Origin of the sequence: Pelagimonas varians (assembly GCF_003208435.1) — a bacterium.
GTDB lineage: Bacteria > Pseudomonadota > Alphaproteobacteria > Rhodobacterales > Rhodobacteraceae > Pelagimonas > Pelagimonas varians.
Genome location: NZ_QKMF01000011.1, coordinates 13,522 through 38,910 on the forward strand (window position 1 = coordinate 13,522; position 25,389 = coordinate 38,910).

At 57.3% G+C, this 25,389-nt stretch carries 23 protein-coding genes; 12 read left to right on the plus strand and 11 right to left on the minus strand.

Annotated features, from left to right (window positions below; translation table 11 throughout):
* The first annotated feature begins 217 nt into the window (after positions 1-217).
* The 8 genes from xdhA (at position 218) to C8N36_RS14565 (ending at position 10,500) form a co-directional block, all read left to right on the plus strand.
* Positions 218-1,624, plus strand: a complete 1,407-nt coding sequence (gene xdhA / locus C8N36_RS14530) for a xanthine dehydrogenase small subunit (protein ID WP_097805424.1) — start codon at positions 218-220, stop codon at positions 1,622-1,624.
* The gene (xdhB, locus tag C8N36_RS14535) at positions 1,621-3,894 is read left to right on the plus strand and encodes a xanthine dehydrogenase molybdopterin binding subunit (RefSeq protein ID WP_097805425.1); all 2,274 of its coding nucleotides are present in this window, start codon (positions 1,621-1,623) and stop codon (positions 3,892-3,894) included. Before xdhA ends, xdhB begins: the two co-directional genes overlap by 4 nt.
* Entirely contained in the window at positions 3,884-4,822 is a 939-nt protein-coding gene (gene xdhC / locus C8N36_RS14540) for a xanthine dehydrogenase accessory protein XdhC (RefSeq protein ID WP_097805426.1), read from the plus strand. Before xdhB ends, xdhC begins: the two co-directional genes overlap by 11 nt.
* Entirely contained in the window at positions 4,789-6,312 is a 1,524-nt protein-coding gene (locus tag C8N36_RS14545; RefSeq protein ID WP_097805427.1) for an ABC transporter ATP-binding protein, read from the plus strand. The genes xdhC and C8N36_RS14545 overlap by 34 nt, the downstream gene beginning before the upstream one ends.
* Positions 6,299-7,384, plus strand: a complete 1,086-nt coding sequence (locus C8N36_RS14550; protein WP_097805428.1) for an ABC transporter permease — start codon at positions 6,299-6,301, stop codon at positions 7,382-7,384. The genes C8N36_RS14545 and C8N36_RS14550 overlap by 14 nt, the downstream gene beginning before the upstream one ends.
* On the plus strand, positions 7,384-8,307 hold the full coding sequence (locus C8N36_RS14555; protein ID WP_176527102.1) for an ABC transporter permease: 924 nt from the start codon (positions 7,384-7,386) through the stop codon (positions 8,305-8,307). The genes C8N36_RS14550 and C8N36_RS14555 overlap by 1 nt, the downstream gene beginning before the upstream one ends.
* Positions 8,308-8,500: 193 nt before the next feature.
* Positions 8,501-9,574 (plus strand): BMP family ABC transporter substrate-binding protein, encoded by a 1,074-nt coding sequence (locus tag C8N36_RS14560; protein ID WP_097805429.1) that lies wholly within the window; start codon positions 8,501-8,503, stop codon positions 9,572-9,574.
* A 176-nt stretch (positions 9,575-9,750) separates the two neighbouring features.
* Positions 9,751-10,500 carry a sulfite exporter TauE/SafE family protein gene (locus C8N36_RS14565; RefSeq protein ID WP_097805430.1) on the plus strand — a complete coding sequence of 250 codons (750 nt, stop codon included), beginning with the start codon at positions 9,751-9,753 and terminating at the stop codon, positions 10,498-10,500.
* Here C8N36_RS14565 and C8N36_RS14570 read toward each other — a convergent pair.
* A complete protein-coding gene (locus C8N36_RS14570; protein ID WP_245910843.1) occupies positions 10,497-11,231 on the minus strand; it encodes a vWA domain-containing protein in 735 nt (244 codons plus the stop codon). The genes C8N36_RS14565 and C8N36_RS14570 overlap by 4 nt on opposite strands.
* Positions 11,232-11,306: 75 nt before the next feature.
* Here C8N36_RS14570 and C8N36_RS14575 point away from each other — a divergent pair, with 75 nt between their 5' ends.
* Positions 11,307-12,239 (plus strand): aldo/keto reductase, encoded by a 933-nt coding sequence (locus C8N36_RS14575; RefSeq protein ID WP_097805431.1) that lies wholly within the window; start codon positions 11,307-11,309, stop codon positions 12,237-12,239.
* Here C8N36_RS14575 and C8N36_RS14580 read toward each other — a convergent pair.
* Both C8N36_RS14580 and C8N36_RS14585 read right to left on the minus strand, forming a co-directional pair.
* Positions 12,236-12,904, minus strand: a complete 669-nt coding sequence (locus C8N36_RS14580; RefSeq protein ID WP_097805432.1) for a nitroreductase — start codon at positions 12,902-12,904, stop codon at positions 12,236-12,238. The two genes, C8N36_RS14575 and C8N36_RS14580, sit on opposite strands and share 4 nt — an antisense overlap.
* The gene (locus C8N36_RS14585) at positions 12,901-13,983 is read right to left on the minus strand and encodes a CaiB/BaiF CoA transferase family protein (protein ID WP_097805433.1); all 1,083 of its coding nucleotides are present in this window, start codon (positions 13,981-13,983) and stop codon (positions 12,901-12,903) included. Before C8N36_RS14585 ends, C8N36_RS14580 begins: the two co-directional genes overlap by 4 nt.
* A gap of 145 nt (positions 13,984-14,128) precedes the next feature.
* On the opposite strand from C8N36_RS14585, the gene C8N36_RS14590 reads away from it, so the two are divergent.
* From C8N36_RS14590 to C8N36_RS14600, 3 genes are read left to right on the plus strand one after another with little or no spacing between them, the layout of a single operon-like run.
* Entirely contained in the window at positions 14,129-16,549 is a 2,421-nt protein-coding gene (locus C8N36_RS14590) for a ligase-associated DNA damage response DEXH box helicase (RefSeq protein WP_097805549.1), read from the plus strand.
* Entirely contained in the window at positions 16,546-17,217 is a 672-nt protein-coding gene (gene pdeM / locus C8N36_RS14595) for a ligase-associated DNA damage response endonuclease PdeM (RefSeq protein WP_097805434.1), read from the plus strand. The genes C8N36_RS14590 and pdeM overlap by 4 nt, the downstream gene beginning before the upstream one ends.
* A 43-nt stretch (positions 17,218-17,260) precedes the next feature.
* Positions 17,261-17,680: a PaaI family thioesterase gene (locus C8N36_RS14600; protein WP_097805435.1), complete on the plus strand. Its 420-nt coding sequence runs from the start codon at positions 17,261-17,263 to the stop codon at positions 17,678-17,680.
* 10 nt (positions 17,681-17,690) lie between these two features.
* Here C8N36_RS14600 and folD read toward each other — a convergent pair whose 3' ends face one another.
* From folD to ftsH, 8 genes are all read right to left on the minus strand, one after another.
* Complete coding sequence (gene folD / locus C8N36_RS14605; protein WP_097805550.1) at positions 17,691-18,608, minus strand: bifunctional methylenetetrahydrofolate dehydrogenase/methenyltetrahydrofolate cyclohydrolase FolD; 918 nt, start codon at positions 18,606-18,608, stop codon at positions 17,691-17,693.
* Complete coding sequence (locus C8N36_RS14610) at positions 18,605-18,829, minus strand: hypothetical protein (protein WP_141468113.1); 225 nt, start codon at positions 18,827-18,829, stop codon at positions 18,605-18,607. The genes folD and C8N36_RS14610 overlap by 4 nt, the downstream gene beginning before the upstream one ends.
* An 11-nt stretch (positions 18,830-18,840) precedes the next feature.
* Positions 18,841-19,734: a bifunctional 5,10-methylenetetrahydrofolate dehydrogenase/5,10-methenyltetrahydrofolate cyclohydrolase gene (locus C8N36_RS14615; protein ID WP_097805437.1), complete on the minus strand. Its 894-nt coding sequence runs from the start codon at positions 19,732-19,734 to the stop codon at positions 18,841-18,843.
* Between the two features lie 10 nt (positions 19,735-19,744).
* Positions 19,745-20,053: a chorismate mutase gene (locus tag C8N36_RS14620; protein WP_097805438.1), complete on the minus strand. Its 309-nt coding sequence runs from the start codon at positions 20,051-20,053 to the stop codon at positions 19,745-19,747.
* Between the two features lie 66 nt (positions 20,054-20,119).
* The gene (locus C8N36_RS14625; protein ID WP_097805439.1) at positions 20,120-21,796 is read right to left on the minus strand and encodes a formate--tetrahydrofolate ligase; all 1,677 of its coding nucleotides are present in this window, start codon (positions 21,794-21,796) and stop codon (positions 20,120-20,122) included.
* Positions 21,797-21,955: 159 nt separating this feature from the next.
* Entirely contained in the window at positions 21,956-22,540 is a 585-nt protein-coding gene (locus C8N36_RS14630; protein ID WP_097805440.1) for an MOSC domain-containing protein, read from the minus strand.
* A gap of 102 nt (positions 22,541-22,642) precedes the next feature.
* A complete protein-coding gene (locus C8N36_RS14635; RefSeq protein WP_245910844.1) occupies positions 22,643-23,431 on the minus strand; it encodes a methyltransferase domain-containing protein in 789 nt (262 codons plus the stop codon).
* Positions 23,428-25,347 carry an ATP-dependent zinc metalloprotease FtsH gene (gene ftsH, locus C8N36_RS14640; protein WP_097805441.1) on the minus strand — a complete coding sequence of 640 codons (1,920 nt, stop codon included), beginning with the start codon at positions 25,345-25,347 and terminating at the stop codon, positions 23,428-23,430. Before ftsH ends, C8N36_RS14635 begins: the two co-directional genes overlap by 4 nt.
* Between the last annotated feature and the right edge of the window lie 42 nt (positions 25,348-25,389).

The following is a 25,389-nucleotide window of genomic DNA, read 5'->3' on the forward strand; positions in this document are numbered from 1 at the left end:
GGGCAAACCGGTAATCCACCTTGCCGCAAAATAAGGCGCTCCCCTAATACCTGCCAGCAAAATGTGCATTTTTCCTTGCCAAAGCGCCCATCCGCCCCATAGCGTGGCTCTTACAACAGGGACTTCGCGTGTTTTCTACGCCGCATCGAGGGCACGCACTCTGACCTATTGGGAAAACCAAAGGCAGTGGACATGGTAACGCGGCAGGCAAAAACCCATGAATATCACCTTTCTTCTGAACGGAGAGAGCGTGGAGCTGACCAATGTTTCTCCCGAGACAACTCTCCTCAACTGGCTGCGTGACACACGCGGACTGAAAGGCACCAAAGAAGGGTGCAATGAGGGCGATTGCGGGGCCTGCACAGTGATGGTCACTGAAACAGGCAGCTCCAAGGCCCTAAACGCTTGCATCCTTTTGTTGCCCCAACTGCATGGCAAAGCCATTCGCACCGTCGAAGGTTTGGCGACAAATGGCGGTTTGCATCCGGTCCAAGACGCTCTTATCACCCACCACGGAAGCCAATGTGGCTTTTGTACACCGGGCATTGCGGTCTCGATGGCCGTGGCGCATTTGAATGGCGACACCGAACACGACGATGCTCTGGCTGGCAATTTATGCCGGTGCACAGGATACGCCCCCATCATTCGCGCCGCCATTTCCGCCCAGGAATCCCCGAAAATCACCTACCCGGAAACCGACCCAGATTTCTTCTGTCCCCCAATATCCTCGGGGGGGGCCGAAGGCCGGGGGGCAGACAGCCCCCCTCCCCCGGTTTCCTCGCCCACCTCCAGTGATGACTTGGCAGACCTGTACCTGAAAACACCAGATGCAACCCTGATCGCAGGGGCAACGGACGTCGGCCTTTGGGTGACCAAGCAATTCCGTCCGATTGCACCAGCCATATTCCTGAACCGATGCCGCGACATGCAACACATCGATGTCTCAGAGGACAGTATCCGCATCGGCGCGGGTGTGACGATGGACCGTGTTTTATCTTTGATGGCGGATCACCACCCGTCTTACGCCGAAATGATCCGGCGCTATGGATCCACCCAAGTGCGCAATGCCGCCACCATCGGCGGCAATGTCGCCAACGGCTCCCCCATTGGCGACAACCCGCCTGCCTTGATCGCGCTCGGGGCCACGCTGCACCTAAGACAAGGCGACACCCGCCGCTTTCTTCCAATCGAAGACTTCTACATTGAATATGGCAAACAAGACCGGCAACCCGGCGAATTTGTCGAAGCGGTTTCGATACCGCGCCAACCAGACCGGCTGCGCGTCTACAAACTGTCCAAGCGGTTTGACCAAGATATTTCAGCGGTATGCGGGGCTTTTGATATCACGGTCTCGGACGGCACCATCACAAATGCCCGCATCGCGTTTGGCGGTATGGCCGGCACGCCCAAACGTGCAGCGCATGTCGAACAGGCGCTCACCGGCCAGCCGTGGACCGAAGACATCATCGCCAGATCATGGGATGCTTGGGAGCAAGATTTCGCCCCCATGAGCGATATGCGGGCAAGCGCCGACTACCGCCTGACCTCGGCGCGTAACTTACTGTCGCGCTATTTTCTGGATGACATGGGGGCCGCGACAAGCGTGCTTGAGGTGAAACCATGAGCGTGACCAAACCCCTGCCCCACGATTCCGCCAAGCTGCATGTCACTGGAACTGCACGCTATGTTGACGACATCCCCGTGCCGGCGGATTGCTTGCATCTGGCCTTTGGCTTGTCCGATATCGCCTGCGGCAGCATCCAGTCGATCAACCTTGATGCCGTACGCGCCGCGCCCGGAGTGACGTCGGTTTGGCTGGCGGGTGACCTGCCGACCGATTGCGATTGCTCTCCGTCCGTGCATGACGAACCGCTGCTTTCGGACGGCCAAATTCATTACTTGGGACAACCGGTGTTTCTGGTCGCCGCAACATCGCATACTGCGGCCCGTCATGCCGCGCGTTTGGGGCAGATCGAATACTCACCAGAACCTGCCCTTTTGACAATCGAAGACGCTTATTTGGCAGGCAGTCAATTTGGCGACGCTCCGCGAATATGGGAACGCGGCACTGCAGCACCGGCCATATATGCCGCTGCGCATGTCATCGAAGGTGTGCTCGATATGGGCGGGCAGGAACACTTTTATCTCGAAAGTCAGGCAGCGATGGTGATGCCGCAAGATGGTGGCGATATGCTGGTGCATTCCTCGACCCAGCATCCCAGCGAAATCCAGCACAAAGTGGCCCATGCGTTGGATATCCCGATGCACGCCGTTCAGGTCGAAACCCGGCGCATGGGTGGCGGCTTTGGCGGCAAAGAAAGTCAAGGCAATGCACTGGCCATATCCTGCGCCGTTGTTGCCGCGGCCACCGGACGCCCTGCCAAAATGCGCTATGACCGCGACGATGATTTCACCATCACCGGTAAACGCCATGATTTCCAGATCCGCTACCGCGTTGGCACCGATGAATCGGGCCGCATAGAAGGGGCCGAATTCCTGCAACTGGCCCGCTGCGGTTGGGCACAGGACCTGTCGTTTCCAGTGGCCGACCGGGCGATGCTGCACACCGACAACGCCTATTTCCTGCCCAACGTGCGGATCGAAAGCCACCGGCTAAAAACCAACACCCAAAGCGCCACCGCCTTTCGCGGATTTGGCGGACCGCAGGGTATGTTGGGTATAGAACGAGTGATGGACCATATTGCCCACACTCTTGGACAAGACCCACTGGCAGTCCGGCGCGTCAATTTCTACGACACCCCCGAAACGCAGTCCGGCAGAACCTCAACCCCCTACGGGCAAGAGGTTGATGATTTTGTGCTGGATGAATTGGTCACGAAACTGGCTGATCAATGCGATTACAGCATCCGCCGCGAGGCCGCAGCGCAGTGGAATGAAACCAACCCCGTTTTGAAACGGGGGATTGCGCTGACGCCGGTGAAATTCGGGATTTCCTTCACGCTGACCCATCTCAATCAGGCTGGGGCCTTGGTCCATGTCTACCAAGATGGATCGATCCAATTGAATCATGGCGGCACCGAAATGGGCCAAGGGCTGTTTCAAAAAGTGGCGCAGGTTGCGGCCAGCCGGTTTGGCGTCCCTATAGAGACGATCAAAATCACCGCGACCGACACTGGAAAAGTGCCGAACACATCTGCCACCGCCGCCTCCAGCGGTTCCGATCTCAACGGGATGGCGGTCAAGGCAGCCTGTGACACCATCCGCGACCGAATGGCCACCCATTTGGGCAAGAACGTCCAGTTCGAAGGCGGATCGGTTGTCGTAGACGGCAGTGCAATCCCCTTCGCCGAGGCCGCAAAGCGCTGCTACGAAAGCCGCATCAGCCTGTCTGCCACCGGCTTTTACAAAACCCCCAAGCTGGAATGGAACCCTGAAACCGGCCAAGGCCGACCGTTCTTTTACTTTGCCTATGGCGCGGCTTGCAGCGAGGTGGTGATCGACACGCTGACCGGTGAAAACCGGATTTTGCGCACCGACATCATCCATGATGCGGGGGCATCGCTGAACCCGGTTCTGGATATCGGTCAGGTCGAGGGCGGTTTTGTGCAAGGCGCAGGCTGGCTCACCACCGAAGAACTTATCTGGGATGACAAGGGCCGTTTGCGCACCCATGCACCGTCTACCTACAAAATTCCGGCCTGTTCGGACCGGCCCGATATTTTCAACGTCTCGCTTTGGGATGGCCAAAACACCGAGGACACGATTTACCGGTCAAAGGCCGTGGGCGAGCCGCCGTTCATGCTGGGGATCGCGGTCTTGATGGCCCTGTCCGATGCGGTTGGCGCATGCGGAGACATCTACGCCGACCTGAACGCACCGGCCACGCCTGAACGGATCCTGAAAGCCGTGCAAAAGGTGCGCGATGGGATTTGATCTAAACGGCCTGCAACGGGCGGTCGAACAGCATGGCACCGTTGCGCGCGTTGTCATTGCCGATGTCGCGGGTTCTTCCCCGCGCGAAGTTGGCGCAGCCATGCTGGTTTGGCAGGGTGGCCAAAGCGGCACAATTGGCGGCGGAGCATTGGAGTATCAAACAGCCCAACATGCGCTCACGCGCTTGGGCCTCAGCCGCCATTCGCTTGGCCCTGAATTGGGGCAATGCTGCGGGGGATCGGTAACGCTTTTGACCGAACTCTATACCCCCGAAACCTTGGCCTGTCTTACGGGCCAAGACATCATTACGCGCGGCGCTAGCGACATGCCTTTGGCTGTTAGACGGGTTCTGGATCAGGCGCGTGCCCAAGGCAAGCAGCCCGACCCGCAGTTAATCCAAGGCTGGATGATTGAGCCAGTTTTACGCCCCACACGCGATATCTGGATTTGGGGCGCAGGCCATGTTGGCCGCGCGATGGTTGACGTTCTGACCCCGATGCCGGACACTGCCATCACATGGATCGACACCGCATCCGACCGGTTTCCAGACGCAATACCGAACGGCGTCACCAAACTGCCCGCCGCCGATCCGCCGCGTTTGATGGCCCATGCTCCAAAAACTGCTTTGCACTTAATTCTGACCTACAGCCACGAGCTGGATTTTCAGCTGTGCCATGCCGCCCTTGTACGGGGTTTTGCCTTCGCCGGGTTGATCGGCTCGGACACCAAATGGACCCGCTTTCGCAAACGCTTGGCGGTTTTGGGCCATGGCATTGATCAAATAGAAAGCATCACCTGCCCTATTGGTCGCAAAGACCTGGGCAAACATCCGCAGGCCATTGCTATAGGCGTGGCCGCGCAGCTACTTACGCTTGACACCAAAGGAGAGACCGCGTGGACGACACACTCCTCAGCATTCAAGGCCTGACCAAGGCCTATCCGGGCGTTGTGGCCAATGACAACGTGACGTTTGACATCGGCAAGGGCGAAATTCATGCCTTGCTTGGTGAAAATGGCGCTGGAAAATCAACACTGGTAAAGATGATTTACGGGCTTGTGGCCCCCGATCGGGGGACCATGACGCTTGACGGGGCCAGTTTCGCGCCGCCCAAACCGTCGGTGGCGCGCCAAGCCGGCGTGGCAATGGTATTCCAGCATTTTTCCTTGTTTGATGCGCTTTCGGTGGCTGAAAACGTCGCTTTGGGGATGGAAAACCCGCCCAAGCCGCGCGATCTGGCGGCCCGCATCCGTGATGTCTCGGAGCAGTATGGTTTGCCCCTGGATCCCGCGCGTGATGTTAGCAGCCTATCAGCGGGTGAACGGCAACGGGTCGAAATCATTCGCTGTCTGCTACAAGATCCGCGGCTTTTGATCATGGACGAACCCACCAGTGTTTTGACCCCGCAAGAGGTAGAAATCTTGTTTGAAACCCTGCGCAAGTTGAAGTCCGAAGGCACTTCGATCCTATATATCTCACACAAGCTCGAAGAAATCCGGTCACTTTGCGATCATGCCACCATTCTGCGCCACGGCCAAAAAGTCGGGGATTGTACGCCATCCGAAACCTCGGCACGCGAACTGGCTGAATTGATGGTCGGCAGCAGCTTTGCCACCCCAAAGGCCCGCGATGTGCAACTGGGTGAAGTCGTGCTCAAGGTCCAAAACCTCGAACTGCCAGCGCTGGACGGGATCGGGACACCCCTGCGCGACATCTCGTTTGAGCTGCGTAAAGGCGAAGTTTTGGGGATTGGTGGGGTCGCAGGCAACGGTCAGGATGAACTGCTGATGGCCCTGTCAGGCGAACGTCTGTCAGACCCCGGCATGGTGACATTCCAAGGCAATGACGTCAGCCGCCAAGGCGCAGGGCAGCGCAGACTGCCCGGCCTTTTATCCGCACCCGAAGAACGGCTTGGACATGCAGCGGCACCTGATATGAGCCTGACCGAAAACGGAGTTTTGACCGCTGGCAAACGGGCCGGTCTGGTCCAAAACGGCTTTATTGATTGGGGCAAGTCGCGCAGGTTTGCCGAAGACGTCATCGAGAAATTCGATGTCCGCACACCCGGACCAAACGTCGCCGCACGCGCCCTTTCGGGCGGCAATCTGCAAAAATACGTGGTTGGCCGCGAAATCGTGCAAAAGCCTGAATTGCTGGTCATCAATCAACCGACGTGGGGCGTCGACGCCGCCGCTGCGGCCTCGATCCGGCAGGCTTTGCTGGATTTGGCGCATGGCGGCGCGGCAATCTTGGTAATCAGCCAAGACCTTGATGAACTCATGGAAATTTCAGACTGTTTCGCAGCGCTCAACGAAGGGCGTCTGTCACAACCGCGCCCCGTACAGGGCCTTGATATGGAACAGATTGGTCTGATGCTGGGCGGAGCCCACGATATGGAGACAGCACATGTTGCGTCTTGAAAAACGCCCGCAGCCGTCGCGCGAATGGACGGCCCTTTCCCCGCTTTTGGCGGTGGCACTGACAATGCTTGTTGGCGGCATTTTGTTCGCCATTCTCGGGGCAAACCCGTTTGAAGCGATCCGAACGATTTTTTGGGACCCGATCTTTAGCGAACAATTCTCGGGATTCACCCGTCCGCAACTGTTGGTCAAAGCCGGCCCACTGATCTTGATCGCCATTGGCCTGTCTATCGGGTTCAAGGCAGGCATCTGGAACATCGGGGCCGAAGGCCAGTATATCATGGGCGCAATATGCGGCGCGGGGGCAGGTTTGGCTTTCTACCCGTCCGACAGCGTTTTGATCTTTCCGCTGATGCTGATTGCGGGCGCACTTGGCGGCTGGGCTTGGGCGATGATCCCGGCGATTTTGAAAACCAAGCTGGGCACCAATGAAATCCTTGTGTCCTTGATGTTGGTCTATGTGGCCGAAACCATATTGGCCTCCGTCGCTTCGGGATTGCTGCGCAACCCTGACGGCATGGGGTTTCCCGGATCGCGAAACTTCAAGGAATGGGACGCCGCCTTTAACTCTGAATTGATCACAGGAACCGGTATGCATTGGGGTGTCGTTGCAGCCTTTATTGCTGTCATCGCCGCCTATGTCCTGATGAGCCGCCATATTCAGGGGTTTAACATCCGCCTCACTGGCGAAGCCCCCCGCGCGGCCCGTTTCGCAGGCGTCAACCCAACGCGGATTGTGATTTTGTGCCTTGGTATCTCTGGCGCATTGGCCGGAATGGCAGGCATGTTCGAAGCCACTGGCCCAGCCGGGCAGGTCAGCATTGATTTCAACGCGGGTTATGGCTTTACGGCCATCATCGTCGCGTTCTTGGGCCGCTTGAACCCCATTGGCATCTTGCTCGCGGGTCTTTTGATGGCGCTTACCTATATTGGCGGCGAATTGGCGCAGCTTATGCTGGGGCTTCCCGGTGCGGCGATACAACTGTTCCAAGGCATGCTGCTGTTCTTCTTGTTGGCAACTGACGTCTTTACCAACTACCGCCTGCGACTGACCAAAAAGGAGGCCGTGTGATGGACCTATCTTCAATCTCTCCCGTTCTTTTGGTCGCCTCGATCATGGTATCGGCAACCCCCATTTTGTTCGCAGCTATTGGCGAATTGGTGGTGGAAAAATCCGGCGTTCTGAACCTCGGGGTCGAGGGCATGATGATCACCGGTGCAGTGGTCGGATTTGCCGTGGCCGTGAACACGGAATCCCCCTTGGTCGGCTTTGTTGCAGCGGCTGTTGCTGGCGCGGTGCTCAGCCTCGCCTTCGGGTTCCTGACACAGCACCTTCTGTCCAATCAGGTCGCCACCGGCCTTGGCCTGACCCTTGCTGGGCTTGGCCTGTCGGCATTGATCGGCAAACCCTATGAGGGGATGAAATCCCCCACATTGCCCAAGCTTGACCTTGGGCCGTTGTCAGACATTCCCGGCGTTGGAAAAATGGTGTTTTCCCATGATATCATGGTCTATGTCAGCATCTTGCTGGTGGCCGCTGTCTGGGCATTTCTCAAATTCACACGCGGCGGATTGATCCTGCGGGCGGTTGGCGAAAGCCACGACAGCGCCCATGCACTCGGGTACAAAGTGGTTCGTGTCCGCATGATCGCCATTCTTTTTGGCGGGGCTTGTGCGGGCCTTGGCGGCGCTTACCTTAGCCTCGTTCGTGTCCCGCAATGGACCGAAGGCATGACAGCAGGCGCAGGCTGGATCGCCCTTGCGATTGTTGTGTTTGCCAGCTGGCGTCCTTGGCGGATTTTGATCGGAGCGTATCTGTTTGGCGGCGTAACGGTGTTGCAGCTGAACCTGCAAGCGGCGGGGGCCAAGGTGCCGGTCGCCCTGCTGTCTGCTTCGCCCTATCTAATAACCATCTTGGTGCTTGTGATCATTTCGGCCCGCGGGGCGCATGGCGCACCGGCATCGCTCGGCCGGGTGTTTCACGCCTCCAATTGACGATAGATTGCCTGCCGCCAGATGTGATCTCCGTTTTATCACCTCTGGCGGTTGGAATGGTCCTGCGATACCGTATCGCCTGAAAATAGGAGTAAGGCGCTCCTCGCGGGTCTGGTCTCTAGGCCCGCGCATCCAGCCCAACGAAGACACTGAAAAAGAAACCAACACGAAAACCACCAATGGGGATAACACTATGAACCGCAGAACACTGCTTGCCACGGTTGCCGCCGCAACCATCGTTTCGACTGCTGCTTGGGCTGACGATGCCGTCACGGCCGGCTTTATTTTTATCGGCCCCGTTGGTGATGGCGGCTGGACATATGAGCACAACCAAGGCCGCTTGGCTGTGGAAGAAGCTTATGGTGACAAAGTTAAAACCGTCTACCAAGAGAACGTGCCAGAAAGCGCCGACGCTGAACGCGCGATCACGCAGATGGCGCTGGCCGGTGCTGACATCATCTTTACCACATCCTTTGGCTACATGGACCCGACACTGGCCGTTGCCGCCAAGTTCCCGAACGTGAAGTTCGAGCACGCAACCGGCTACAAGCAGGCAGACAACGTTGCCACCTATAGCGCCCGTTTCTACGAAGGCCGCGCCGTTCAGGGCCACATTGCTGGCAACATGACCAAGACCAACAAGATCGGCTATATCGCCTCCTTCCCGATTCCCGAGGTTATTCGTGGCATCAACGCCGCCTATATCCACGCCAAAGAAGTGAACCCCGACGTCGAGTTTTCGGTTGTTTGGGCCTACACTTGGTTTGACCCCGCAAAAGAAGCAGACGCCGCACGCGCCTTGATCGAAAACGGCGCTGACGTGGTTTTGCAGCACACCGATTCCACCGCGCCTCAGGCCGCTGCAAAAGAAGCCGGAAATGTCATCACCTTCGGTCAGGCTTCTGACATGGCAGACTATGGCCCGATGCCTCGTGTGTCGTCGATCATCGACAACTGGGGTCCATACTATGTGGACCGTGTTGGCGCAGTCATGGACGGCACTTGGACCAGCGGCAACACCTGGGATGGTATCGCGCCCGGTATGGTTGGTATCGGCGAGATTTCCGATGCGGTTCCGGCCGAGGTCAAAGCATCCGCACTGGCGCTGAAAGACAGCATCGCATCGGGTGAATATCATACCTTCACAGGCCCGCTGAAAAAGCAGGACGGCAGCGATTGGTTGGCAGACGGAGAGACCGCCGATGATGGCACCTTGGCTGGCATGAACTTCTACGTTGAAGGCATCACCGCCGACATCCCTAACTAAGATCACCAGTTAAACAAAATCCGAGGGCCGCCCAAAGCTTGGGTGGCCCTTTTTGATGCGCGCGTGAGCCAGAACTACCCCGTTCTACGCCATGTCATCACCCCGCGCATTCGTCTGCATGCTTGCCATTCTACGGTTGTGCCAGCATAGCTATCGGGCTGCACGGAGGGCGCGACATGTTGGAAATGATGGTTCTATTCGGTGCTGGATTCGCTGCGGGCATTTTGAACGCGATAGCGGGCGGCGGTACTTTCCTGACCTTTCCTGCTTTGGTCTGGTTTGGCATTCCGCCGGTTGCCGCCAACGCGACATCAACCTTGGGGGCTTTGCCAGGGTATGTGTCGGCGGCATGGGCCTTTCGCCACGACGTCAAAGCCGAAGGCAGCCTGTCTTTGCGCGCAATTTTCGCAGTCTCTACTGTTGGCGCGGTGATCGGTGCGTTGCTGTTGATCGTCACCCCCAGTGATGTGTTTGTCGGTGTTGTTCCATGGCTTTTGCTGATCGCAACCGTCTTGTTCGGCGCAGGCCCGTTGATTTTGAAATTCGCCAAGTCGCGCGGCTTGGGCCAGGCGGGTGTGATTGCCTCAGGCATAGCGATCATGATGGTTGCGGTGTACGGCGGCTACTTTAATGGCGGTCTTGGCATCATGTTGCTGGCTGCCTTCAGCCTGCTTGGGTTCCAGAACCTGCATGGGATGAATGGGCTGAAAAACGTGATCTCGGCCATTATCTCGGTGGTGTCATCCGTCGCATTTATTTCGGCCGATCTGATAGAATGGCAGCCTGCTTTAGTCATAGGCGTTGCAGTCAGCATCGGCGGCTATGTGGGTGCCAGCCAAAGCCGCCGGATCAAGCGCACAGATCTGCTTCGCTGGTTTGTCACCGCCGTCGGCGCCGTTACAACCGTGATTTTCTTTGTGTCTTAATCCAACCGCCCAATCACCGAGCAGCCCAATGTCACCCGCAATGCGCCAACCAGTTGATCTACCGTTTCAGCGCCCACATATTGCCCGCCTGTCCGGTCCGCCAAACAACTGGCAACGCTGATCGCTTCGTTGTAATCGTTGTGACCTTCGCCTTCCCAAGCGAATTGATCGCCGCGCACCTTGTAGCCAATCACATGCACGGTCAGATCTTTGCCCTTGGCCGCCAATTGCGCCGCCAAAGCACATGGATCGCCGCCGCAGGTTTCCTTGCCATCCGTGACCAGAACAATCGCACCGGGTTGGGTTTGGTAATTCAGGGCGTCTGCGGCCGCTGCAACGGCCTCGGTCAATGGGGTGTCGCCGTCCGGTTCCAATGCATCAACGTCATCCAAGATTTTCGGAGCCGCTTCCCACTGGGGACCAAACCGCACATCGACATTTCCGCATCCTCCTTCGCCACCTGGACCATAGATGATCAACCCAAGACGACGTGATTGCCCGATGGTTGGCAATGCGGTGTGCAGGGCGCGGCGCGCTTCGAAAATACGGGGTTCATTGATTGTGTTGAACCCCATTTCCGCCATAGAGCCAGAGCCGTCAAAGACGATCATCGCGTCCTCGGTGCACATCTCGCTTGCACCGGCGGGTGAAAGCGAAACCACAAAGGGGAGAATAAAAGCCATGCGCATGGGATCAACCTGCACGGCACAGCCTGCCTTGTCCAGTTGCACCTAAGTGCCCCACGCCTCTCGCCCTGCCCCTCACAAGGGCTTTTGCAATCTGTATCTTTGTGTAACCTTGCCCGTATGACACAGCTTACAACCCTATCGGGGGATAGCCCCGCCCGTTTCGCCTTTGGCACCATGCAATTTGGCGGCCGAGCCGATGAAACTGCCAGCCAAGCATTGTTCGACGCCTGCCGCGAAGCAGGCATTCGCCATTTTGACACGGCACACGCTTACACGGAGGGTGCATCTGAAACCCTTTTGGGAAATTTCGCGGCCAATGAGCGCGAGAAACTGTTTATTGCCACAAAAGCTGGATATGCTGGCGGCAGTTCGCGCGAAAACATTCTGACAACATTTGATCAAAGCCGATCTCGCCTTGGAATGGATGTGGTTGATCTGCTGTACCTGCACCGGTTTGACGACGACACGCCCTTAGAAGAATCTTTTGAAACCTTGGCCGAACTGCAATCAGCCGGCAAAATCCGTTTCATCGGGGTGTCAAACTTTGCTGCATGGCAGGTGATGAAGGCGCAATCTGTCGCCGCCACATTCGGTACACGTATCGACGTGATCCAGCCGATGTATAATCTGGTGAAACGTCAGGTCGAAGTTGAAATCTTGCCGATGTGCGCCTCCGAAGGCATCTTGCCGGTTCCCTATTCTCCGCTTGGCGGCGGGCTTTTGACAGGGAAATATTCGGGTGGTCGCGGTGGACGATTGACCGAAGACGAACGTTACGGGGCCCGCTATGGCCAGAAACAGATGCACGATACTGCGCAGGCCTTGGTCGATCTAGGTGCCGAAGTTGGTACAGATCCGGCAACGCTTGCCGTGGCTTGGGTGGCCCATCACAGCGTCAGGCCGGTGCCAATTTTGTCGGCCCGTTCCGCCACGCAATTGCGCCCGTCGCTAGAGGGAATGCGCTTTCCGATGGATGATGCACTCTATGCCCGCCTATCCGCGCTTAGCGCCACACCGCCGCCAGCAACCGACAGGCTAGAAGAAGCCTAGCGCCAGCTGACCGCTTCCTGCGCCGGGGCACGGGCAGTGCGGAATTGATTGGCTGGGTGGTCCGGATCAGGGCGACCCAGCGCAATCCCGCACAGCACATCACGCTCTTCCGAGACATCAAACCAGTCGCGCATAAAGGGTGAAAACCCCGCAATCGAGGCCATTGCGATCCCCCCGAACCCCCGCGCCTGAAGGCCCAACAGCACCGCTGTGACAAAGGCCCCGCAATCCAGCACCCCATAGGGGCCCAAGGCCTTGGGGGTCGTGATCAACAAAAAATGCGGCGCGCCAAACAGGCGAAAGTTTTCGCGCATTTGTTGGGCTGATCCGGCGCGATCACCTTTTTCGATTCCCACGGCCTCATACAATTGCCAACCGCAGGCGCGTCGGCGGGCTTGGTATTCGCCTTCATAGGCCGCGGGAAACGCGATATCACTTGCGTGCGGCGCGTCCACCACATGATCGTACAGCGCGGTTGCCAGACGCGCTGTTTCTTCTGCCCCGCAGGCTGTCACATGCCACGGTTGGGAATTGCACCACGACGGCACATACTGCGCATCGGCCAGCACCGCGTCTATCACTTCATGGGACACCGTTTCAGGGCGGAAACCGCGACAAGACGCGCGGGTGCGCAGTAAATCGGCAAAGAATTCAGACTGTGTCACAACAGGCCTCTTTGTTTGAGATCGCTTAGAATATCGGCGCTGTGCTGACCGCGCATCGGGCTTTGTTTGGGTGCACTTGGCTCTGCCCCGTCAAATCGCGGCGCAGCAGCAGGACCGTCCGCCCCCCAAATCGCGCGGGCTGACATATGTGGATCTCTGCGTGCCTCGCTTGGGGACAAGACCGGCGCAACGCAGGCATCGGTTCCATCAAAGATTTCGGCCCAATGCGCCCGTGGGTGAAGCGCAAATAGCGCTGCCAAACGCGATGTTTGCTGCGGCCAAAGCCCTTGGTCAAATTGCGCGGCGAAGTCCGGATCATCCGCAAGGCCCATCAAATTTAAAAACATTGCGTAAAACTTTGGTTCAAGGCATTGCACTGAAACAAAGCCGCCATCCGCACAGCGATAGCATCGCGACCAATGCGGCCCGTCCAGCAAGGACTCCCCCCGTGCGGCTGTCGAAAACTGCCCCCCCATCGACAGGAGCAGCGCCATCATGTGACTGGCCCCGTCAACGATTGCGGCGTCGACAACAGTGCCCTGCCCGGTCTGTTTGGCGCGCAGAAGGCCAGCCAGCATTCCGACCGCCAGATACATCGCCCCGCCGCCAATGTCGCCCAACATCGTCGGCGGCACCCCCGGCACATCAGCTGGCAAGCCGCCGTAAAACAACGCCCCGCTGAGGCTGAGATAATTCAGATCATGCCCCGCTTGCGCCGCGCGCGGCCCGTCTTGGCCCCAGCCGGTCATGCGCCCGTAAACCAACGACGGGTTCAAGGCATGCGCCTCTTTCGGCCCCAATCCCAGACGCTCCATAACTCCGGGCCGCATACCTTCGGTCAGCCCGTCAGCCCCTTTAATCAGTGCATGGGCGACGGCAAGATCTGCGGTGTCTTTTAGATCAAGGGCAATTGACCGCTTGCCACGATCCAACAAATTGCGTTCTTGCTTGCCCGGCGTATCAGCAGCTGTTTTTCGGTGAACAACCGTCACATCCGCCCCAAGGTCGGCCAGCAACATACCGGCAAAGGGCGCAGGCCCCAGCGCTTCAAATTCTAAAATCCGGATACCGTGCAGCATAGTCTCTCCCCTTGCGAAACAAGACCTTGTTTCCATCCAGATGAAAAGCCCCGAGACGCGGCGTCACATTGTCCAACCTCGCACAAACCGGCAGCCCGCCTACATCAGTGTTTTTCTTTTGTTCTTGACGCGCTACCCTATCGGGATGAACGATCTTCCCCTTCCTTTGGCACGCTGGTTTGAAACCCGCGGCTGGAACATGCACCCACATCAACAGGCCATGCTGAACCGTGCATCGGCACCGTCATTGATGCTTGTTGCTCCGACGGGCGGGGGCAAAACTCTTGCAGGATTCTTGCCAACTTTGGCAGAGCTTTCCGCCGATCTGAAACCGGGCTTGCACACGCTTTATGTCAGCCCGCTCAAGGCTTTGGCTGCCGATATCAAACGCAACCTGCGGACACCGATCGAAGAGGCGGGACTGGACATCAGGGTCGAAGATCGCACCGGTGACACCCCCGCAAGCCGCAAAAAACGCCAACGCGCCGACCCGCCGCATATCTTGCTCACCACACCGGAATCTCTGGCCTTGCTGACCAGCTATCCTGACGCGCCGCGTATGTTCGCGGGCCTAAAACGGGTCGTTGTTGACGAAATCCACGCCCTTGCCGATAGCAAACGTGGCGATCAGTTGATGTTGGCACTGGCGCGGTTGCAGACCCTTTGTCCGGACCTGCGCCGCGTTGGCCTGTCCGCAACGGTCGAAGACCCTGACGCCATCGCCCGATTTTTGGCCCGCGCGCCTGACCCTTGCGAGATTATCAACGCCGACCCAGGCCCCGATCCCGATATCCAGATGTTAACCACGCATGAGGCTCCGCCATGGTCCGGCGGCGGCGCGAAATATGCAATTCCAGCCGTTTTGGAACAAGTAAAGCAGCACAAAACCACGTTGATCTTTCACAACACCCGCGCGCAGGCCGAATTATTCTTTCGTAACCTGTGGCTGGTAAATGAGGACGGATTGCCGATTGGCATCCACCATGGATCGCTCGACCGTGGCCAGCGCGAAAAAGTAGAAGCGGCCATGGTGCGCGGCGATCTACGGGCGATTGTCTGCACTGGATCGCTGGATTTGGGCATTGATTGGGGCAACGTCGATCTGGTGATCCAAGTCGGTGCCCCCAAAAACGTCAAACGCTTGGTGCAGCGGATCGGCCGCGCCAACCACCGCTTTAATGCGCCGTCCAAAGCCCTTTTGGTGCCTGCCAACCGGTTCGAAGTTGTCGAATGTCTGGCCGCGCTTGAAGCGGTCCGCGAACATGATCTGGACGGCGATCCGCGCGGGGCCGGACCACGCGATGTTTTGTGCCAACATATCTTGATCGCGGCCAGCGCAGGCCCGTTTGAGGCCGATGATCTATACTCTGAGATGACCGGTGCCGGTCCCTTTGCCGCGCTAGGCAGGGCCGAATTTGACGCCTGTCTCGATTTTTGTGCCACGGGCGGCTATGCACTGCGGGCCTATGATCAATGGCAACGTTTGCAGCAACGGCCCGGTGGCCAGTGGCAATTGCGCGACCCGCGCTCTGCCCTGCGGATTCGGCAGAATATCGGCACCATTCAAGACAGCGACAAACTCAAGGTCAAATGGCGTGGCCGTGGGGCCTCATTGGGCGAAGTTGAAGAAAGCTTTGCCGCGCAATTGACCAAGGGCGATACGTTTTTGATCGGCGGCCAGATCGTGCGCTATGAAGGGCTGCGCGAATTGGTGGTCGAAGTCAGCCGCGATCCGGGCCGCAAACCCAAGGTTGCCGTGTTTTCAGGCACCAAATTCGCCACCTCGACACAATTGTCGCAGCGCATCTTGCGCTATTTCCAAGCGGGAGATTTCAGCGCCCTGCCCCCCCACACCGCCGATTGGTTACGCTTGCAAGGCGAAGTATCGGCCCTGCCCCAACCCGGACGTTTGCAAATTGAAACCTTTCCACACGACGGGCGTCATCAAATGGTTGTCTATGGGTTTGCCGGCCGCAATGCCCAACAGACTTTGGGTCTGCTGCTGACCAAACGGATGGAGGAGATGGGGCTGGCTCCGATGGGTTTTGTCTCCACGGATTATGCCACGCTTATCTGGGGGCTGGATGCGGTTCACGATCCCGCGCCGCTGTTTGATCTCGATATGCTCGAGGCTGGCCTTGACGGCTGGCTGGCCGGAAACGCGGTGATGAAACGCAGCTTTCGCGGCTGTGCCACCATCGCAGGGCTGATCGAACGGCAGCTGGGCGGGCAGCGCAAAACCGGACGGCAGGCGACGATGTCGTCGGATATTTTATACGACACTTTGCTGAAATACGATCCGGACCATTTGCTGATGCAAATCACCCGCGACGAAGCCATGCGCGGTCTGGTCGATTTCGCCCGCATCCGTGAAATGTGTGGGCGCGTTCAGGGACGTATTGACCACATCGCTTTGGAAAAGGTCACCCCGTTGGCGGCCCCCATGTTCTTGGAGGTTGGCAAAGTGCCGGTAAAGGGCGAGGCAGAAGAGCGATTATTGGCCGAGGAATTGGACAGGTTGATGGGGGCCAGCGGCCTGACACAAATCGACAAGGCGACCCTATGAAGACGTTCGAATTCTCATTTTGCGGTGCAAGCCTTCATGCATTGCCCACCGGTGCCCTGTTTTGGCCTGAGCAAAGCCTGTTGGTTGTCTCGGACTTGCACTTCGGGAAATCAGCCCGACTGTCTGCCGTGGGCGGCGCTCAACTGCCGCCCTATGAGACCGCGGACACATTGCTCAAGCTTGAAACCGATCTTGCGCAGACAAAGGCCCAAACACTGATCTGCCTTGGTGACAGCTTTGACGCCCCTGATGTGGCAGACGCTCTGCCTGAATATGACCGGCTTTGGATAACCCGCCTGCAAGCCGGGCGCGACTGGATCTGGATCGAGGGCAACCATGATCCCGGACCGGTGTCCTTGGGCGGCAGCCATCTGGCCGAACGAACGATAACACCCCTGACGTTTCGCCATATTGCCTGTCCAGATGAAACTGGCGAGGTGTCCGGCCACTACCACCCCAAAGCGCGCCTTGCCTTGCGTGGCCGCACGCTAAGCCGCCCGTGCTTTTTAATGGATAGGGACCGGCTTATTCTGCCCGCCTATGGGGCCTATACGGGGGGGCTGCGAAGCGACACCCCAGTGTTGTGCAATCTGATGCGTCCCGATGCCTTGGCGATTCTGACCGGTGCGCATCCTGCGGCAATTCCGATGCCGCGCCGTGCGACGTAGCGGAAGCCTTGCCGGAATCCGCATTGCGTGATCCGATCATCGGATGAGCATTGAAGAACATATCCGCCGCGGTTTTGCCCTGCAAAGCATGATGAAAACCATCGGTGCAAACCTGACCCATGTTGGCAATGGCACCGTCGAGATAACAGCACCCTTGTCTGCAGGCTTTCTGCAACACAACGGGTTTGGCCATGCTGGCCTGACCTTCACCTTGGGTGACACAGCGGCGGGCTGCGCGGCCATGACACTGCTGCCCACTACGCAGGCGGTTGTCACATCTGAAATCGGAGTGCACTTGCTGTCACCGGCGATTGGTGACGTTTTGATTGCACGCGGCAAGGTTATCAAACCGGGTCGGCGGCAAATCGTATCTTCGGCGGATGTTTATGCCGTCAAAGACGGGATTGAGAAACACATCGCCACGCTGACCGGCACCATGGTGCCGATCGCGCTTGAGACGTAGTTTTGGGGGCTTAGACGGTCAGCCCTTCGGGCTCTGCCAAACCATTGGCGCGGCAGCAGGCCGTCACAGTATTTGCCAATAGGCAAGCGATAGTCATTGGGCCAACGCCGCCCGGAACCGGCGTGATCGCACCGGCCACTTCGGCGCAGCTTGCGTAATCACAATCCCCAACCAAGCGTGTTTTGACGCTGCCATCTTCTTTGAGGCCCTTTTCAGGAGCATCGATGCGGTTGATACCCACGTCGATCACAGTCGCACCGGGTTTGATCCAATCGCCTGTCACCATTTCGGGGCGACCCACAGCGGCAACTACGATATCCGCGCCGCGTACAACATCCGCCAGATCCTTGGTGCGGCTATGGGCGATGGTCACGGTGCAGCTGTCTTGCAACAACAGTTGCGCCACAGGTTTGCCGACCAGGTTCGAGCGACCTACAATGACGGCCGACTTGCCCGACAAAGACCCAAGGTGATCGCGCAGCAGCATCAGGCAGCCCAATGGCGTGCATGACACCAGTGTCTTTTGCCCCGATGCAAGCAAACCGGCGTTGATGACGTGCAAGCCATCGACATCCTTGGCAGGGTCGATTTGGGCGACAATATCGGTTTCGCTTAGGTGGGCTGGAACCGGAAATTGACAAAGAATTCCGTGCACCGCCGGATCGGCGTTCAACTTGGCCAGAAGGGCGTAGAGTTCCTCTTGCGACACGTCGATAGGCAGCTTGTGTTCATAGGAGTTCATGCCGCATTCAACGGTCATTTTCCCCTTGGACCGGACATAGACCTGCGACGCGGGATCTTCGCCGACCAGAACCACAGCCAAACCGGGGGTGATCCCGTGTTCCTCTTTGAGGCGGGCCACATGCTCGGCCACTTGGCCGCGTACTTTGGCGGCAAAGGCTTTGCCGTCGATCACTGTCGCTGTCATTTCTTTCTCCATCCTGGTCCGGACATTTTCAGCCCGAGGTATTCAAAGTATTTCTTCCATATCGATGCAGTAGAAACCGCACAGAAAACCCCAACATAGCCCAACGCCTTGCCTGCATCAGGCAAGATAAACAAAACCAACAAGACGCCTCCAACTCCAGCAGCTGTCGTAAGTACGATCGGCAGCATGACCAGTGGCAAAATCCACATCGGAGATTTCAAACCATTTCCTTTTAGATATCTGTGCGGGCATAGGCATCCCGATACTGTTCCATCTGCATGCGGGTTGCCAGAACGGCGTTTTTCATCAAGGTGGCCACGGTCACCGGTCCGACGCCGCCGGGAACCGGCGTGATCCATCCAGCCACTTCGGCACAGCTGTCAAAATCGGCGTCGCCCACGGTTTTTCCGCCCTCGGGCGTTTCGATCCGGTTGATGCCAATATCGATCAGCGCCGCGCCCGGTTTCAGCATATCGCCCGTCACCAGCCCCGGTTTGCCCACGGCCACAAACACGGCGTCCGCCGCGCGGGAATGCATGGCGACAGATCGGGTCATATGGTGGCAGACTGTGACCGTCGCCCCAAGACCCATCATCAAAAACGCGATCGGTTTGCCGACGATTTCGGAATGGCCGATCACAGTCACGTTCAGCCCTTCCATGTCCATCGGCAGGGTTTTCAGAATTTCAACCGCTGCGACCGCAGTGCAGGGGCCAAGCGCCAGATCGTTGTAAACGATATTCCCGATACTGGCAGGGTGCATCCCTTCAACATCTTTTAAAGGATGCACCATTTTTTGCAGCGCCTTAACGGGGATATGATCGGGCAACGGACGTTGAATAATGATCCCGTTGACACGCGGATCTGCGTTGAGACCCTGCAAAATACCGGTCATTTGCTCCAGCGAAGTTTCCGCCGGGTAATTGCGCGCCTCAAACTCCACACCAGCAGAGTTTGCCTGCTTTTGTTGGTTCCGCACATATAACTCGGCGGCGGCAGTGTCGCCAATGCTGATCGACACCAGCTTGGGTGCCCAACCTGCATCGGCCAAAACACCTGCATCTTTGGCCACCTCGGCGCGCATGTCTGCAGCGATGGATTTTCCGTCAATTATCGCCGCGCGCATGGCCAGCCTTTCAATCTAGTTTGATCGTCTTCGCCTCGCGGGCAATCGACCAATCAATCAAATGCCGCCAGAGCGCCTCGGCTAACTCGGGGTCCAGCTGCTGTTCTTGAGCTGCGGCTTTTACCTTGGCAACAACGTCTTCAACACGGGACGGAATGTTGGCTGGCAACCCTGCGCCAGCCTTGATCTCGACAGCCCTGTCGATATAGGTCACCCGCTTTTTCAGCAGGGCAATCAAGTCCCGGTCCAGCGCATCAATCTGCGTGCGCAGGGCCGGCATGTCATGGCAGTTTTCCGGGCTAACAGCGAGGTCGGGCATAATGTGTCCATAGTTGAAAAAATGACAGCCCTGCCCTACCCCGCCTTTGCTTGGTCTGCAATCAGATCAGAACAGGCCTTCGACCAGTCCTTCTTCGTTGATCCGAATGTTTTCTGCAGCCGGTTTACGTGGCAGCCCTGGCATGGTCATGATGTCACCGCAAATAACGATAACGAAACCGGCCCCCGCGCTCAGACGCACTTCACGTACTGGCACCGAATGGCCTGTCGGCGCACCGCGCAAGGACGGATCGGTCGAGAAGCTGTACTGCGTCTTGGCGATACAGATTGGCAGATGACCGTAACCGGCCTCTTCCCAAGCGCGCAGTTGATCGCGGACTTTCTTGTCAGCAATAACTTCATCGGCGCGGTAGATCGACGTTGCGATACGTTCGATCTTTTCGAACAATGGCAATTCGTCTTCATAGAGCGGTGCAAACTGCGATACACCTGCATCGGCAATTTCTGCCACGCGTGTTGCCAGTTCTTTGGTGCCTTCAGACCCTTTTTCCCAGTGCTTGCAAAGGATAGCTTCTGAGCCTTGGGTTTCTACAAAGTCGATAACCGCCTGCACTTCGGCATCGGTGTCGGTCACAAAGTGGTTGATGGCGACAACGACCGGCACACCGAACTGCTTGATGTTACCAATGTGGCGACCAAGGTTCGAACAGCCATCGTTCACCGCGTCCACGTTTTCAGCACCAAGGTCAGCTTTGGCCACGCCGCCGTTCATTTTCATGGCACGAATGGTGGCAACAAGGACGACACAATCAGGTGCCAAACCTGCTTTGCGGCATTTGATGTTCATGAACTTTTCAGCGCCAAGGTCAGCACCAAAGCCCGCTTCGGTCACAACATAGTCTGTCAGTTTCAACGCAGTGGTTGTCGCGGTGACAGAGTTACAGCCATGCGCAATGTTAGCAAATGGACCGCCATGCACAAAGGCAGGGTTGTTTTCAAGCGTTTGAACAAGGTTGGGTTGCATGGCGTCGCGCAGCAGAACCGTCATCGCGCCATCAGCTTTGATATCGCGTGCATAGATCGGGCTGCGGTCACGACGGTAAGCCACAATCATGTCACCCAAGCGAGATTGCAAATCGCTGAGGTCTTTGGCGAGGCACAAGATCGCCATAACTTCGGAGGCAACCGTAATGTCGAAACCGGTTTGACGGGGGAAGCCGTTGGCCACGCCGCCCAGAGAAGTAACGGTGTCGCGCAGCGCACGGTCGTTCATGTCCAGAACCCGACGCCAAGTCACACGGCGTTCGTCGATTTCCAGCTCATTGCCCCAATAAATGTGGTTGTCGATCATTGCCGACAGCAGGTTGTGAGCCGAGGTAATCGCGTGAAAGTCCCCAGTGAAATGCAGGTTCATTTCTTCCATTGGCACGATCTGCGCCATGCCGCCCCCGGCCGCGCCGCCCTTCATCCCGAAGTTGGGACCAAGCGATGCTTCTCGGATACAGACCATGGCATTTTTGCCAATAGCATTTAGACCATCGCCCAAACCAACGGTGGTGGTGGTCTTGCCTTCGCCAGCCGGCGTCGGGTTGATCGCCGTCACGAGGATCAGCTTGCCGTTTTCACGATCTTGAACCGAGTTGATGAACTCTTGGCTGACTTTGGCTTTGTCGTGGCCATAAGGCAGCAGATGCTCTGCATCGATGCCAAGCTTGGCACCAATTTCCATGATAGGCTTTTTCTTGGCCTCACGGGCAATTTGGATGTCGGTTTTAAAAGCCATGTGTGCGATCCCTGTCGAAATGCATGTGTCGTTGATCCACCGATATCCTCTGAAACGACAGCGCGTCACTGCGAATCCGACATTTCTAGGCGTTGTTGCGGCGCGCGCAAAACCAAAGGGAGTGCATCGGAAACCCTTGTTCCCGACCCGCTCATTTGGTCACTGTGCGTCAGGGGCCCACTGACGCTGGTCAGGAATATGCAGCCGCATCCTGTCACCCATCGCCAAAACGCCCGGACGTTCCACCCAAGCGGTGACGCCGCGCCTTCCGTTGGCTGCCGATTTGAACTTGGGGCCAAAACCCGGTTTGTCGGACTCGATTTCTTTGGCAGGGTAGATGCAGGGGCGATTGTTCATATCAATAATCAAAGTGGTGCCATTTTCTGCCTGCAACCGCGACGACGGCGGAACAAAGCTGAAATCCGCAATGCCTTGGATGACCAACGTCGCGCCAAGCCATTCAGGCTCCAGTCCCCCAAGCCCCATATCGCGCGCAATTGCATCCAGCTCTTCTTGGGACACCACCGACAGCTGACGTACATTGGCAATGTCCGTTCCCCGCGTGTGCTGCGATGTCACGCGGCTGCATGATGGCCGGGTTCTTCCGCCATGCTTTTCACCAAGCGGGCCATCCCAATCCAATGTCATGTCTTGGGCTGGCACCGCGCGCAGGCCATCGCCCAGCGGTACAGTCCCCAACCACGTGATAGTTGCGAAAAAATCGGTTTGTTTTAAGGCTGGCATGGAATCTGAATCCTTTGGGTGCACGCAAAATTTGCGCTGACTGTCAGCCCCAGTAAAATAGAATGCCGCGCGACGTTTCAAGCAGATCGCGAATACACAAAGCTAGGCTGCGTCGGTCCGCGTCAAAATCATGAAGAGGCGCCGGAAAGGAAACAGAACCGTACCATCATCCGCCGCTGGATAAGCGGATCCGATCACCGCCTCATAGGCGCTAATCAAACGGGTTTGCTCATCTTCATTCAGGTTTTGCAAAATGGGCAGCGCATAAGTGGCTTCGGTGAACCGTCGAACCGGATGCCCGACATCAGACGGGGCCAACATTTGATAGTATTCGGTTTCCCACAGGCTAAGCTCTCCGAGCGGAGCCAACATATGGTAGTATGTCGCCGGAAGTAAAACCCGCGGACCGCTGTCAAAATCAATGCGGCCCGGCCAGAATTCTTCTGTGAGGCTTTTCCAGATGCGATGTGACGGGGCGTTGTTTTGGTGCGGCATCTGCAAAGCCAATGTGCCGCCGGGTGCCAAAGACCCGACCAAACGCGGCAATAAATCTGCATGATCCGGCAGCCAGTGCAGCGCGGCATTCGAAAAGATCAAAGCCGGAGGGGTTTGTGCAGACCAATCAGCAATGTCGATTTTGGTGAGACTGTCATAGTGTCCGCTGGTATTGGCCTCGGTCAGCATCTCGGCGCTGCTGTCGACGCCGATCAGCGGTGCGCCAAGGTTTTTCAAGGCTGGGCCCGCCGCACCGCTGCCACAGCCCAAGTCCACAATTGGCCCTGCTGGCAAGGCCGGTAGTGCGTGGATCAGGTCGATGGCAGGGCGCAAACGGAGTCCTTTGAACTTGTGATAAGCTCCGGGGTTCCATTGTGCGCCCTGCCGATTACTCACGCGTTGGGTTCCGGTTCCATGTCACCGTCGCCCGCAGGTTTAGCCTTGGGTTTGGTTTTTGGAATTGCGGTCAGGCTGGGTTTTTCGGCCTCGACGCCACTACCACTGTCGCCATCTTCGGAATGAGGCGGCTCGCCGCGCATCACCCGCTGGATTTCTTCACCGGTCAGCGTTTCATATTCCAACAGCCCTTGAGCCAGACGTTCAAAGTCATCTTGGCGCTCCAAAATGATTTCGCGCGCTTGATCATAACCGGTCTGGATAAAGCCGCGTACTTCTTCTTCGATTAGCTCTTTGGTATGCGCAGAGACCGACAGACCAGCAGTGTTCCCCTGATAGCCTTCGTGGGCTTCGGAGTAATCGATGTTGCCGATCTTGTCAGACATGCCCCAACGCAGAACCATTGCCCGCGCCAAGCCACTGGCCTGTTGGATGTCACCTGCAGGACCGTTCGAAACCTGATCTTCACCGTATTTGATGATCTCAGCCGCTTTACCGGCCATAGTCATGGCCAAACGCTGGTGGCATTCATCCTTGAACATGTTGAGACGGTCAATCTCTGGCAGGCTCATCACCATGCCCAATGCGCCGCCACGCGGAATAATCGTCGCTTTATAGACCGGATCGCATTTTGGCAGATGAATCCCGACCAAGGCGTGACCCGCTTCATGGTAAGCGGTCATTTCTTTTTGCTCGTCCGTCAAAACCATCGACCGGCGTTCTGCGCCCATCATGACCTTGTCCTTGGCCTGCTCAAAATCTTCCATCGTTACGAAACGGCGACCCACGCGGGCAGCCATTAAAGCGGCTTCGTTCACAAGGTTCGCCAAATCGGCACCGGAAAAGCCCGGTGTTCCGCGTGCAATAATGCGCAGGTCTACATCAGGGCCCAGCGGGATCTTGCGGGCGTGAACCGCAAGGATTTTGTCGCGGCCTTTGATATCCGGGTTGGGAACGGTGACCTGACGGTCAAAACGGCCCGGACGCAGCAAGGCTGGGTCAAGAACGTCACGGCGGTTGGTAGCCGCAACGATGATTACACCTTCGTTGGCTTCAAAGCCGTCCATTTCGACAAGCAACTGGTTGAGCGTTTGTTCGCGCTCGTCATTACCGCCGCCATGACCTTGGCCACGTGCGCGGCCAACGGCATCGATTTCGTCGATGAATACAATGCACGGGGCATTTTTCTTGGCTTGCTCGAACATGTCGCGCACACGGCTTGCACCAACACCCACAAACATTTCAACAAAGTCAGACCCCGAGATGGTGAAAAACGGAACGCCCGCTTCGCCAGCAATGGCCCGCGCCAGAAGGGTTTTACCTGTACCGGGAGGACCGACAAGCAAAGCACCTTTGGGGATCTTGCCGCCAAGACGGCTGTATTTTTGCGGGTTGCGCAAAAACTCTACGATCTCTTCCAGCTCTTCCTTGGCTTCATCAATACCGGCGACATCATCAAAGGTCACTCGGCCTGACTTTTCGGTCAGAAGCTTGGCCTTGGATTTGCCAAAGCCCATCGCGCCGCCTTTGCCGCCGCCCTGCATGCGGTTCATGAAGTAAATCCACACACCGATCAGCAAGAGGAAAGGCAAGATGCCGATAATGAAGGATTGGAAGGTCGACTGCTCTTGCTGTTCGGCACGCACTGGCACGTTATTTTCGATCAGCAGCGTGGTCACAGACGCATCTTCGGGTTTGATGGTCATAAGCTCTTGACCGTCAGTGGTTCGAAAACGGATTTGCTCACCGTCAATGACCGCATTTTGAACGGACTTGGCTTCAACCGCATCCACAAAGTCGGAGTAACTGGACTCCTTGCTTTGCAATGTCGTTCCACCGCCTGAGAACAGGCTGAAAAGTGCGAGGATCAGAACGAATAGAACGATCCAGAAGGCTATATTACGAGCGTTGCCCAAGGCAAATCTCCCAGGTGTCGACGAAAGGGAAAGGGGTGCAAA

Coding starts and splice junctions, on each gene's coding strand:
- xdhA (WP_097805424.1), top strand. CDS start 218: ATGAATATCACCTTTCTTCTGAACGGAGAGAGCGTGGAGCTGACCAAT.
- xdhB (WP_097805425.1), top strand. CDS start 1,621: ATGAGCGTGACCAAACCCCTGCCCCACGATTCCGCCAAGCTGCATGTC.
- xdhC (WP_097805426.1), top strand. CDS start 3,884: ATGGGATTTGATCTAAACGGCCTGCAACGGGCGGTCGAACAGCATGGC.
- C8N36_RS14550 (WP_097805428.1), top strand. CDS start 6,299: ATGTTGCGTCTTGAAAAACGCCCGCAGCCGTCGCGCGAATGGACGGCC.
- C8N36_RS14555 (WP_176527102.1), top strand. CDS start 7,384: ATGGACCTATCTTCAATCTCTCCCGTTCTTTTGGTCGCCTCGATCATG.
- C8N36_RS14560 (WP_097805429.1), top strand. CDS start 8,501: ATGAACCGCAGAACACTGCTTGCCACGGTTGCCGCCGCAACCATCGTT.
- C8N36_RS14565 (WP_097805430.1), top strand. CDS start 9,751: ATGTTGGAAATGATGGTTCTATTCGGTGCTGGATTCGCTGCGGGCATT.
- C8N36_RS14575 (WP_097805431.1), top strand. CDS start 11,307: ATGACACAGCTTACAACCCTATCGGGGGATAGCCCCGCCCGTTTCGCC.
- C8N36_RS14585 (WP_097805433.1), bottom strand. CDS start 13,983: ATGCTGCACGGTATCCGGATTTTAGAATTTGAAGCGCTGGGGCCTGCG.
- C8N36_RS14590 (WP_097805549.1), top strand. CDS start 14,129: ATGAACGATCTTCCCCTTCCTTTGGCACGCTGGTTTGAAACCCGCGGC.
- pdeM (WP_097805434.1), top strand. CDS start 16,546: ATGAAGACGTTCGAATTCTCATTTTGCGGTGCAAGCCTTCATGCATTG.
- C8N36_RS14600 (WP_097805435.1), top strand. CDS start 17,261: ATGAGCATTGAAGAACATATCCGCCGCGGTTTTGCCCTGCAAAGCATG.
- folD (WP_097805550.1), bottom strand. CDS start 18,608: ATGACAGCGACAGTGATCGACGGCAAAGCCTTTGCCGCCAAAGTACGC.
- C8N36_RS14615 (WP_097805437.1), bottom strand. CDS start 19,734: ATGCGCGCGGCGATAATTGACGGAAAATCCATCGCTGCAGACATGCGC.
- C8N36_RS14620 (WP_097805438.1), bottom strand. CDS start 20,053: ATGCCCGACCTCGCTGTTAGCCCGGAAAACTGCCATGACATGCCGGCC.
- C8N36_RS14625 (WP_097805439.1), bottom strand. CDS start 21,796: ATGGCTTTTAAAACCGACATCCAAATTGCCCGTGAGGCCAAGAAAAAG.
- C8N36_RS14630 (WP_097805440.1), bottom strand. CDS start 22,540: ATGCCAGCCTTAAAACAAACCGATTTTTTCGCAACTATCACGTGGTTG.